This is a genomic window from Cognatundibacterium luofuense, assembly GCF_018139685.1.
In the GTDB taxonomy this organism is placed as follows: Bacteria; Pseudomonadota; Gammaproteobacteria; order Burkholderiales; family Burkholderiaceae_D; genus Undibacterium; species Undibacterium luofuense.
This window is the reverse complement of record NZ_JAGSPN010000008.1, coordinates 49,445-61,185: the sequence shown is the minus strand read 5'-3', so window position 1 is coordinate 61,185 and position 11,741 is coordinate 49,445. Positions and strand designations below refer to the sequence as shown.

Genomic DNA, 11,741 nt, shown 5'->3' with positions numbered 1-11,741 from the left:
ATGTTCTTCGGCAGACTAAAGATATTTTTTTTCACGATGATCAGCAATTAATGTTGTCGATTCCACAGACCACGGTTCTCCTGAACGCGTTGCCATAAACCAGCTCCGAAGCGTGCAAATCCGCGCACGCTGTGCATAGCGATTTCCCTGAATCCATTGAGCGGATGATCAACATCCCGCTCATCAGACCAACTGAGCCAGACGTCTGCACGCCCTATCGTACAGGCTACAAGTTCACGCTGTTGTGCAAGATCCAGTGGTAAAAATTGCACACTGACCAGACCGGGTTTAATAAACACAACCCTTGCAGGAAAGTAACTCTCTCCGGTTGAGCTGAACAGCGAAACCAGAATTTCTGCTTCCTGTGCAATCGCAAAATCCGCCGGAACATGGAAAGACATCCCGCCCATAGAAAAATCCTCTGTTTTACACACAAGAGAATGTCCGGTAGGGAGCCGGAGAATTGCATCCAGCGTCGCGCGAACCCGGTGTGAGCGGCGAACCTGCTTGGTTTCTGTCGCAACTGCCAGCGTTGCCCCCAGAATCACAAGGTTATAAATAGTCCATAAAATATTCAGCAATACGGTGTCGAGCTCATAGGTATTCCACCACAACGCTCTGCCAACGCCGACAAATAATCCGAGAATATTTAAACCCAGCATTACCAGATAGGGTTTCGAAATAACCCAGTCAAAGTGTTCTTTTTCGACAAGACCACCTTTTGCGGTAACGTTAAATTTACCCAGCTTCGGGTTAAACAACGCAACCAGCGTAGGGCGGAAAATGTACCAGGCAAGCGTTGCTTCATACACTTCAGCCCAGAATGAGTGACGATGAGCGCCCTGTATCCTTGAGTTCGTAATGTTAGCGTGCAACAGATGGGGCAAAGAATAAGCGGCAATTGATAATGCCGTCGCGTTGATGATATGCACCTCAAAGAACAAATATGACAACGGCGCCAGCAAAAACACCATGCGCGGAAAGCCATAAAAGAAGTGCAGCATCGCATTGCTGTAACAAAGACGCTGACCAAATGAAAGTCCCTTACCCAGCAAAGGGTTATCCAGCCGGAAAATTTGCGCCATACCCCGCGCCCAGCGAATACGCTGCCCCACGTGCGCAGATAAACTCTCTGTCGCCAGACCTGCTGCCTGAGGAATCGAAAGGTATGCAGTGTTATAACCACGACGCTGCATTTTCAAAGCCGTATGCGCATCTTCCGTCACTGTCTCAACCGCAATGCCACCAATTTCCTCAAGAGGTTTGCGCCGCAAAACTGCGCATGATCCACAGAAAAAAGTCGCATTCCACAAATCATTGCCATCCTGAATCAGCCCGTAAAACAATTCACCTTCATTCGGGACGTTACGGAAAGTATTCAGGTTTCGCTCAAACGGATCCGGTGACAGAAAATGGTGGGGTGTCTGAATCATTGCCAGCTTCGGATCCACAAGAAACCATCCCATGGTGTACTGCAGGAATGAACGTGTTGGCATATGGTCGCAATCGAAAATTGCGACATATTCACCGGTTGTCCTTTTGAGCGCAGCGTTAATATTGCCCGCTTTAGCGTGATTGTTATCCGAACGTGTAAAACACTGTACTCCAACCTCTTCTGCAAACGCTGCAAATTCAGGCCTGCGTCCGTCATCAAGAATAACGATATTCAGTTTATCTCTTGGCCAGTCAATACCAAGTGCTGCCAATACCGTAGGCTTCACAACCGCCAGATCTTCGTTATAAGAGGGAATAAAAAGATCGACCGTCGGCCAGGTGGATGTATCTTCCGGCAAAATCACCGGTTTTCGTTTCAGTGGCCAGGCTGTCTGCAGATAACCGAGCAACAACACAATCCATGCATAGATCTCAGCACCGACAAGCATCAGCGCAAAAATCAGATCAGTCGTACTTTCGGTGTTGATCGTGTATGCAATACGCCAGAAAACATACCGGCTTGTCGCACTGATCGAAAACATCACCATGATCAGAGAAATCAGCGTCCCAGTGTAACGTCGCAAATACATTGCACAGGAAAATATTGCTGCAGAAAACAAAGTCTGCAACATCAGATCCATTGGAATGCTGATCGACAACCAGTAAAACGCAGCAGCGAGGATCAATGCAACGATGCGAACGCCCTTATGCTCCCACCCGCTCCAGTTAACCAGCGACTGGATCATTTCATTCAATCGACCATACAGGTAACGGGAGTTGAGTATTGAGCGCATTAATCTATCAATCCATAGGTCTTTTGCAGCCACGCTGCGAGCTGACTAACGTCATGCGCTGCACTTGAATGTCGCGCATATTCTGTCACCGGCTGTTGATAAGCGAGCGCTTCACAGACTGCCTCATCCCGGTGGATACCGGTAGGAATAAATTTATCCTTCAGTCTGGAGCGTAAAATACTGAAGATATCTCTTGCTAACTGCTTGGTTGCATCCATCTGGTTCAGTACTACACAGTAACCGAGAAAATCTTTCCTTCGCTCAGTGTAATAATGAATCAGCGATTCCATCTGCGGCACTGTTGAATACGATGCAGCATCCGGCTTCAAAACAACAAGTACGATATGCGCAACACTCAGTACTTGCTGCATATACAAACCGGGGCCAGGCGGCGTGTCCAGCATGACAATTGCCGTATCGTCGAGCTCAAGTGTGTCAAGCCCCCTTGCCAGCCATTCTGCATCTGAACGGATTTGCTCTTCCATGACCTCGCGGTGCGTCTCATCGACAGTACCATACGGGAGATAATCCATTCCGAACTGACTTTTTTGCAGCGCATTCTTCCAGGACTGGCCTTTTTGCAGCCTTGCAATTCCTGCAGGATCAGCATGTGGCATTCCCAGATGCAAGCGCAACGCGTTTTGCGGATCCAGATCAAGTGCAAGCACATGTTCGCCTGACTTAGTCAGCTCCGAAGCCAGATTGGCTGTCACCGTTGTTTTACCTACGCCTCCCTTCGGAGAGATAACTGCAACGATTCTCATGAACCGAATATCTTACGAAAGAAGGACGGTGCCGGAGTCTGAGCAGGCGGCTTCGCAGAACCCTGTGCCAATCTGCGGAACAGATCGCTGACAGGTACTTCTTTGTTTAATTCGCTGTCACTCTGCGTTTGGGTACGATGCCCTTGCTCTGCAGCCTGAACCGGCTTGCCGAGAATGGCACTGAATAAACGATCTGCGTCGCCCGTATCGTTTCGGGCACTGGCCTGATTTGTCTGTTTTGTGAAAAATAACTCTGTGCTGGCTGTTCCGCGTTCAGTAGTTTGGCCAGAGAAGACAGATTTTTGCTGTTCATTTGTTTTGACGGGAATGTCAGCGAGTGCCGATACATTTCCCTGTGGACTGACCACATCAGGACGCAGGCTTATTTCAGGCATCGCCATGCCACCAAACAATGGTAATTTATTCGTTTCTACTGGTTCGTCAGGCGGTAACTGATCCGGAGTCAGTTCAAGGCGAATATCTCTGAGCAACGGCCAGCGCTGTCTTGCTTCTTCATTTTCCTGTTGACGATTAATTTCCTGGTAACCAGCAACGGTTTTTCCCGCTCTCTGAAACAGGTTTTTGACATCGTTATCCATGACTGTCATCGCTTTCACCGTCAATGCAATTAGCGCCTGCCTGAAAAGGCAAACTCATCGACTACTTTTTTCAATTCAAATACTAATACACGGTCCGCATTTTCATCACTGCGCTGGGAAAGGCGCAAAGAGCTGTCCATGCCGAGCGCCTCAAACCACTGTGCATAGATACCTTCAAGCAATGCGGGGGTCCATGCAGACGCATCCTCACCGAATGCCATACGCAACGGCGCAAACTGATGCAATACCAGCAAAGCATCCGCTTGCTCAGACAATTCAACGCAGCCCCAGTTCATTTCTGACCAGACCTGGTTCATTGCGTCTTCCAAAGCCTGCAAACTGCTGCCATCTGCAACTTTTACCATTGTGGCCATCCGTCGCCCCAGACGATGCATCAGCAAGCGCAATTCCCTGACATCACCTTTTTGGGAAAACTCCTGAGCAAACGCCTGCAAAAAAAACTGCCACTGGCGGGAAATTTGCTGAGTTTCGATATATCGGTTACGTTGCTGAGACATAAGGCTTTACCTTCAACTTTTCGCATCCGGAGATGTGTTTCCGGGACGCAGTCTGAAATGTATACACATCCGGTTACAAATGTAACACCTGCATATTTACTCAGTCTAGCAAACCAGGCTAATCAAATGTCAACAATCCATAAAAAGAATAACTGTTTTACAATTGAAAGCCTTGAAATTTCCATGCAGAAATAAAAACATCAAAAACCGGGAAAACGCAGGCTGGATCGAAGGAATTTAACTGAAAGCAGTCACCGTGCACCGGATAACGACAGAGCAGAATGTAACTTTAGGACAACGGCCAGAATTTAACAAATTACTACTTTAAAAAACAGCAGATCGATATCCATTTGTATCAGAATCTCGCCAGCAACCAGTCCCAGATTTGCATGATAGCAATTGCTGCCGGGTTTTCCGGCGCATAGGTGATCGCAGTCTGTTCAAACGCAAGAGACTCTTCCACTGCGGAAGATTCCGGCACATAAAACGGGATTAATCTGTCACCAAGTTGCGACGCATACATTTTGACGACATCCTGCGACAGCTGACGTCCTCCTACCTGATTCACGACATAAGCAGAATCATGTTTTTCGGAACGTCCTCCGTATGCCTGAATCAGCTCCTCAATTTCCGGCAAGGTGACATAGCTCGCAGCATCAGCAAGCACTACCGCAAGAACAAAATCTGCCGCATAAATAGCCTGATGCAAATATGCAGAAGGGCCAGGAGGAGTATCAAGAATCACAACCGTATCAGGATTTTGCAGTGCAGACTCAAGACGTGAACGCAACCAGGTCGGATCCTGCAACAATAAATTCTCAAACTTCTGACGCTTGAGCTCACCGGTAATTCCAAAAGGAATAAAGTGAATACCAGCACTATTTTTCTGAATCAGCCGTGCAAAGCTGATACGGCCGTCTGTTAGTGCAGACAACCCTCTTACAGCGTCTGCCTGCACACCGCCAAAATGCCACTGCATCGCATTTTGCGGATCAAGATCAATCGCCAGAACCGGTCTGCCTGTTTGCGCAATCGCCGCCGCCAGATTTGCAGAAATGGTCGTTTTTCCGACACCGCCTTTCGCAGAAGCAACTGCAAATACACGCATCTGTTTTCCCCCGTCACCGGTTTAAGCTGTTCCGCCTACGGTTAATCCTTCAATACGTAAGGTCGGCTGCCCTACGCCGACAGGAAGACTTTGTCCTTCTTTCCCACAAATACCAACACCCGAGTCCAGTTGTAAATCATTACCAATCATGGAAATGTTATTCATAACTTCAGGTCCGTTACCGATCAGGGTTGCGCCTTTAACAGGGTGACTGATTTTCCCGTTCTCAATCAGATAAGCCTCACTGGCTGAAAATACAAATTTACCGTTGGTAATATCAACCTGACCGCCACCGAAGTTCACAGCATAAATTCCGTCTTTGACTGACGCGAGAATTTCAGCAGGATCTTTATCACCTGCCAGCATGTAAGTATTAGTCATACGGGGCATAGGCAAATGCGCGAACGACTCACGACGCGCGTTTCCGGTCACGGGCATCTTCATCAGACGTGCGTTCATCATATCCTGCATATAGCCGGTCAGAATGCCATCTTCGATGAGGATATTGTGTTGCGTCGGATTGCCTTCGTCATCCATATTCAGCGACCCGCGACGGTTTTGCAATGTTCCGTCGTCCACAACTGTCACGCCTGCAGCGGCGACTCGCTCACCAATCCGGCCAGAATAGGTACTGGATCCTTTGCGGTTAAAGTCACCTTCCAGACCGTGCCCGACTGCTTCGTGCAATAAAACACCCGGCCAGCCCGGACCAAGTACGACAGTCATCGGACCTGCCGGCGCCGGTCTTGCATCCAAATTAACCAGCGCGGAGCGTACGGCTTCTGCAGCATAGTGATCCAGTACAGCGTCAGAAAAATAAGCATAATCAAAACGACCACCACCGCCACTGGAACCGATTTCGCGGCGTCCGTTTTGTTCGGCAATCACAGTAATCGATACACGTACCAGCGGGCGCACATCTGCAGCCAGCACACCATCACTGCGCGCCACCATCACCACATCATATTCACCGGATAACGATGCCATGACCTGCACAACGCGAGGATCTTTAGCGCGTGCCATTTTTTCGATTTTTTCCAGTAGCCGGACTTTCGCCGTTGCATCCAGAGAATGCAACGGATCCTGTGCCGGATACAACTGATGCGCTGTTGCCAGTTGCAGTTCACCCGCAACTTTGATCTTCCCGCTGCCCTGACGCGCAATGGTGCGGGTAGCTGCGGCAGCATCGCTCAAGGCCTGCAGTGAAATCTCATCTGAGTACGCAAATGCGGTTTTCTCTCCGGAAACAGCACGCACACCAACACCCTGATCAATGGAAAAACTACCCGTTTTTACAATTCCTTCTTCCAGACTCCATCCCTCACTGCGGGTGAACTGGAAGTACAAGTCTGCGTAGTCAACTTTATGTGTGAACATCGAAGACAGCACTTTCTGCAAATGCTGCTCATCCAGACCAAACGGAGAAAGCAGTAACTGACGTGCTGTTTCAAGATGACCTTGCACTGAACTCATAGTATTCCTGTTAATAAATCGTAAAAATAAAACGCAAGTTGTGATTGTAAGCCAGAATCCCGTCACTGACAGTGACCGCCGGATGACTCAGCGCAGCTTACGGTGATTCAGTGCGGGCAGGCTGGCACGAATATCCGCTATCAGCGCAGTATCCAGAATGCCGCTGACAATTCCTTCGCCTTCAGGCAAAACATCAATGATTTTCCCCCAGGGGTCAATCAGCATACTATGCCCCCAGGTTCTGCGGCCGTTTTCGTGTAAACCACCCTGTCCGCAAGCAAGCACGTAACACTGATTTTCGACAGCACGGGTACGCAATAAAATTTCCCAGTGCGCCTGTCCTGTGGTGTAAGTAAACGCTGCGGGAACCAGTAATAAATCACAGGCACCCATTGCACGGTAAAGCTCCGGGAACCGTACATCGTAACAAATCGACAATCCAATTCGCAAATCACCGGCACTAAAGCTTACCGGTTGCGTGCCTGCAGTAATCGTACGCGACTCTTCATACGACTCCTGCTCTTTTTGAAATCCGAATAAATGGATTTTGTCGTATCGTGCCTGCACAGCCCCGTCAGGTCCGTACACCAGCGTACTGTTGAATACCTTGCCATCATCAGGCGATACCAGCGGAATTGTGCCGCCCACCAGCCAGATCCTGTGCTGCCGGGCTTTTTCAGACATCCATTGTTGCAATGGGCCGTCACCGAATGGCTCAGCGATAGTCAGTTTATCGGTGTCGCGCTTCCCCATCAGAGGCCAGTACTCAGGAAGCACAATACACTGCGCGCCCTGCTCAGCTGCCTGCTGAATCAATGATTCTGCAGCGAGACAATTTACTTCCGGCGCAGTGGCCGAAACCATTTGTATTGCAGCGACTTTCATACTGACTCCGTTAATTCCTGACCGTTTTCGGGGTATTTGCCGAATCGGAAGATTCGTTACGCTCAAGCTTACGGACATTCGGCTCGCGCCATGAACCACTGACGCCGTATTCGAAGGTAAATGCTTTTGCGAGCGGATCCTTCAGAAATAATTGCGCCAGGAATGTTCCCAGTCCGATAACCGGATTGACTGCCAGTCCGTAAACAACCGAAGCGGCACCGGCATTAATCACCGGAATCACAGCAACATGCAAATCCTGAGTTTCATGCTGTAAGTCTGCGCTGCCCGCCATCAGCACCGAGGCACTGACACCGCGCATACGTAAATTATCCGTCCGTGCAACGCCGTGCTGAAGTAATGCATCACCCTGAATTGCATCAAACGCAAAACCCTCTGAAAATACATCTCTGAAATCCAGTGTCAGGCGACGCGGTAAGGATTGCATACTGAGAACACCAAGCAGTTTTGCTGCACCGGGGTCCACTTTAAGAAACTGTCCTGCATTCATTTCCAATGCCACCTTGCCGGACATGCTCGGAAAATCGAGCGCATACGGCAAACCATTCCAGCGTAATTCACCCCGCAGACTGCCTTTGCCGCCGGTCAGTACATGCTCAAACCCCAGTCGCTCAAGCAATTTTCCGGAATTCTGGACATTCAGTTCATACTGCAGTTCCGTCTGACTATCGCCACCGCCACGGTTACGCCATTTCCCGCTGGCTTTTAACTCGGCATCCGGATTTTTCAGTGTCACCCTGTTCAGTATCCATTCATCAGTTTTTCCACTGCGCTGATTGCGGGCATTTAATTCCAGCCGACCAAGCTTTTTATCTTTCAGTTCAAAATTTTCGGCAACGATCTCCAGTCCCGGTAATTGTTCATCCGATTTACTTACTGTTTCGGACAAAGACTCACTGCCGACAGAAGATGGAATACGGAGATGGCTGAAATGGGCAGAGATCTGACCGTTATCTGCTGGCTGCATACCAGGGCTCCATTTCAGTTGCCCGGTAATTTGTTCAGATTGCAAATCTGCCAACCAGTCATTACCCTGCTGCTTTAGCTGCAGATTCACACTCTGTAACTGCTTACCCATCCACTGCAGCTGGCTGGTTTTTAAGTCCATCTGACGTAATGTGAAGTAGCGAGCAACATTCAGGTCAGCATCATTGCTCGGGCCTGCATGTGAGGAACTACCGGAGGGTAACAATCGCTGCCATTCGTCAATATTCAGTGATGCTACCCGCAGCTTCATATCAACGCCGCTGACTGGCTCCGGTGCTGCCGCCTGAATACCAATGCCGCCACGTATCACCTGCCAGACCTGATCACCGTCATTTTTCCGCTGACGCAGGTAGCGCGCCTGCAGCAGATTACCGGCGACAATACGTAATTCGTCACGCTGCATACCGGCATCTGCTGTTTGCGGCACTAAATCAATCCGCAGTGGCAAAGTATCTGTCGCGGGTTTATTCAACGGAGCCGGTAATTGCAATGCCATTCCCTGCAGGGTGGATTCAATATTCAGCTCCATCGCTTGTTTGCGCACCTGCAGGGCTGCGGTATAGCGACTGCTCCCACTGATACGCCCGTCGAGCAAATGGCGTTGCGCCGCAGGCAGATAATCTCTCAATCCTTCAGCGCTGGCACTGCCATCCAGACGCACGCGGATACTGCCATCTTTCTGACTACCGCCACTGATGGCAATCGCACCACCTAATGCTTGCCCGCGCAATGGCCCGAGACTGACACCGGTTTCGGTGAATTCCAGTTTTCCGCTGACTCCGGATACGACAGGAATACTAGGCTGCAAACTCACTTCATTATTCATGAACTGCAACTGGCCGTTCACTTTCGTATCAATCACATGATTTAACGGGATATTCAGTTTCAGATGCAAACCAGATGCGGCACTGGCCTTTGTATCATCCAGAAAATGGGATAACCATCCGCGCACGGGACTGGCGGCAACATAGCCCAGCATTTGCTGCAACTGTCCATTCGCCTGACCATCAATTTGCAGTTCCGCCTGATGGTGAATCAGATCAGGAATCACAGCTCTGACCTTCTTCAGATCGACCCCCTGAGTGCGGGCGGTATCTGCCAGAATATCCATTTTTGCCCGGTCAAAAATAATCTGACCATTAATCTGCTCAATCAGTGGCCACAAGGGCTTGCCATCAGCCAGTTCTCCGGCAGAAAAATCCAGCTTTGCCTGTTTCAACCGTCCCTTAACAACAAATTCACCCTGACGGCTCGCCTGCGGATCGTTAGCTGCGAACGGAAAATCCCGCAGATTGCCTTTTAAACGCAGACTGGTATCGTCCAGCGTTCCGCCGAGCAAAGAATGCGTCAGCCAGTGACGCAAGTCTGGCGGCGTAATCGTCGGAATGAATTTATCAATACTGCTGATATCAAACCCATGCAAACGACCGGTCAGTTCTATTTGTCCGGGGCCCGCACCTTCTTTCAATGACAACTGGTGTTTGCCCGATAACTGTAAGCGCATTGCACCCTGCTGCAACTCCATCCGTGCAATCTGAAACTGCATCGCATCCGCGACAAATCGCCAGTTTGCCGCCATTTGCAGGCGATCAAAACCCAGTGCCGGATCCACAAAATAGCCGGATGTATTGAATGAGAGGTCCGTCGAATTCAGACTGAAACTACCGCCTTTTTCGCTGGCATCGATAAATCCGGATAAATTCGTAAACCCCGGAATTGCCGGCACCGCAGCAACAGCAGAAGACTCACGGCTGGCGACACGAGGAGCACGGGCCGGTTGAGAACGCATGCCCAGGCGATTGAATTCACCTTTCAACTGATAACGGCTGATATCAGGATAGCGGCCACTCCAGCTGGCACTGAATCGCTTTAACTGCCCGCGCGGCTCGAAATCAGCCAGCATCTGACGCTGATCTTCCGGAATCGGTAAATGACTGGCGAAACCGGCAATCGTGCCCAGATCGAGTGATTCTGCGTACAACTGCACATGCTCAGGCTGTCCGTCTGCCCCCGGTGTATAGTCTTCCCTGATACTGGTTGGCGGAAGGATGCTGCCATCCGGCGCCGTCATCGAAAAACCTGTCAGCTCGATCTGATGTCCGGCCTTACCGAATAGCGAAGGCAGATATTTTTTCGCAAAGACCTGTTTCTCACCGACACGGATTCGCCCTTTAATTTCCTGCATATCCAGCTCTGGCAAACGCGGACCAAACCGTCCCTGCACTCTGGCAAGACGCACGTCAGCAGTCAGATCTGCCATCCGTCCGTCATCAATCGTCAGCCACGCACGGACAGCGCCATAACCTTCACGCACCTGTAAATCGAGTGGCAGATAATGCTGCAAACGTACGAGGCTGGTTTGTCGCAGGTCGGCATACAATTCGCCAGACCAGGTAGACATATCCGTCAGAGATCCGGCAAAGGGTTTGTGCTTCAGGTTACCGCGTATATCGATTGGTGCAGCCAGCGCGCCGGAAGGTTCTGCGCGCAATGCAAACTGGTGCCGGTTCCATTGATTACGTAAATCCAGCACGAGATTCTGTAACCGCAGCGGTGGCGTATCGTGAAGCGTATCCTGCCAGATCAGGCTGCCATCGCGGATCACAATACGATGCTGGGACAACACCCAGTCCAGCTCTTTGCCATCACTTTTGGCAGAAGGATCAATGATAAAACCGGCGATCAGCAAACGCCCCTGACTGTCACGACGAATCTGCAGCGCAGGGCCGAGCAGTTCAATCGCATCAAATCGCGGCGTCAGAAACGGAATGCTCCACCACGACAATGTGGCGTCAATACGGGGAAGGGATAATGCAGTCTGCCCTTGCTGATCTGCAATACGGACATCGGTGAGTTCAAGTCGCGGATGCAATCCGTGCCAGCTGGCATCCAGCGCACCGATGCTGACTTGCCGTCCGACGGCGCGGCTGACTGCTTGTTCCGCTTCCGGCTTCCAGGCACTGACCTGCGGCAGAATCAGATAGCGTAAGCCCAGCACCAGTACGCCGAACAGGAAATACAGGCCGACGATGCAGAGTATTGTCCAGCGCAGGCTACGGCTGCAGACATGCCAGAACAGGCGCAGCAAACGCCAGCTGCGCCGCCAGCCAGTCAGCGGCGGATGCGGATCGTGTGCGGAATCGCCGGTCATGCCAGACACA

The 11,741-nt window shown here is 50.5% G+C and carries 8 protein-coding genes; all 8 read right to left on the bottom strand.

The window, feature by feature from the left end; all coding sequences use genetic code 11:
* Positions 1-47: 47 nt before the first annotated feature.
* Entirely contained in the window at positions 48-2,228 is a 2,181-nt protein-coding gene (gene bcsA / locus KDM89_RS11745; protein ID WP_212688128.1) for a UDP-forming cellulose synthase catalytic subunit, read from the bottom strand.
* On the bottom strand, positions 2,228-2,992 hold the full coding sequence (gene bcsQ, locus KDM89_RS11740; RefSeq protein ID WP_212688127.1) for a cellulose biosynthesis protein BcsQ: 765 nt from the start codon (positions 2,990-2,992) through the stop codon (positions 2,228-2,230). The genes bcsA and bcsQ (KDM89_RS11740) overlap by 1 nt, the downstream gene beginning before the upstream one ends.
* Positions 2,989-3,600, bottom strand: a complete 612-nt coding sequence (gene bcsP / locus KDM89_RS11735; protein ID WP_212688126.1) for a cellulose biosynthesis protein BcsP — start codon at positions 3,598-3,600, stop codon at positions 2,989-2,991. Before bcsP ends, bcsQ (KDM89_RS11740) begins: the two co-directional genes overlap by 4 nt.
* 20 nt (positions 3,601-3,620) lie before the next feature.
* On the bottom strand, positions 3,621-4,109 hold the full coding sequence (bcsD, locus tag KDM89_RS11730) for a cellulose biosynthesis protein BcsD (RefSeq protein ID WP_212688125.1): 489 nt from the start codon (positions 4,107-4,109) through the stop codon (positions 3,621-3,623).
* Positions 4,110-4,464: 355 nt separating this feature from the next.
* Positions 4,465-5,217 carry a cellulose biosynthesis protein BcsQ gene (bcsQ, locus tag KDM89_RS11725; RefSeq protein ID WP_212688124.1) on the bottom strand — a complete coding sequence of 251 codons (753 nt, stop codon included), beginning with the start codon at positions 5,215-5,217 and terminating at the stop codon, positions 4,465-4,467.
* Between the two features lie 21 nt (positions 5,218-5,238).
* Positions 5,239-6,690: a metalloprotease TldD gene (gene tldD, locus KDM89_RS11720; RefSeq protein ID WP_212688123.1), complete on the bottom strand. Its 1,452-nt coding sequence runs from the start codon at positions 6,688-6,690 to the stop codon at positions 5,239-5,241.
* 87 nt (positions 6,691-6,777) lie between these two features.
* Positions 6,778-7,575, bottom strand: coding sequence for a carbon-nitrogen hydrolase family protein (locus KDM89_RS11715; protein WP_212688122.1), 798 nt, complete (start codon positions 7,573-7,575; stop codon positions 6,778-6,780).
* A 10-nt stretch (positions 7,576-7,585) separates the two neighbouring features.
* Entirely contained in the window at positions 7,586-11,731 is a 4,146-nt protein-coding gene (locus KDM89_RS11710) for a YhdP family protein (protein WP_230427832.1), read from the bottom strand.
* Between the last annotated feature and the right edge of the window lie 10 nt (positions 11,732-11,741).

Bases quoted from the DNA above. Each gene is read 5' to 3' on its own strand.
- bcsA (WP_212688128.1), bottom strand. From the start codon at position 2,228: ATGCGCTCAATACTCAACTCCCGTTACCTGTATGGTCGATTGAATGAA.
- bcsQ (WP_212688127.1), bottom strand. From the start codon at position 2,992: ATGAGAATCGTTGCAGTTATCTCTCCGAAGGGAGGCGTAGGTAAAACA.
- bcsP (WP_212688126.1), bottom strand. From the start codon at position 3,600: ATGACAGTCATGGATAACGATGTCAAAAACCTGTTTCAGAGAGCGGGA.
- bcsD (WP_212688125.1), bottom strand. From the start codon at position 4,109: ATGTCTCAGCAACGTAACCGATATATCGAAACTCAGCAAATTTCCCGC.
- bcsQ (WP_212688124.1), bottom strand. From the start codon at position 5,217: ATGCGTGTATTTGCAGTTGCTTCTGCGAAAGGCGGTGTCGGAAAAACG.
- tldD (WP_212688123.1), bottom strand. From the start codon at position 6,690: ATGAGTTCAGTGCAAGGTCATCTTGAAACAGCACGTCAGTTACTGCTT.
- KDM89_RS11715 (WP_212688122.1), bottom strand. From the start codon at position 7,575: ATGAAAGTCGCTGCAATACAAATGGTTTCGGCCACTGCGCCGGAAGTA.
- KDM89_RS11710 (WP_230427832.1), bottom strand. From the start codon at position 11,731: ATGACCGGCGATTCCGCACACGATCCGCATCCGCCGCTGACTGGCTGG.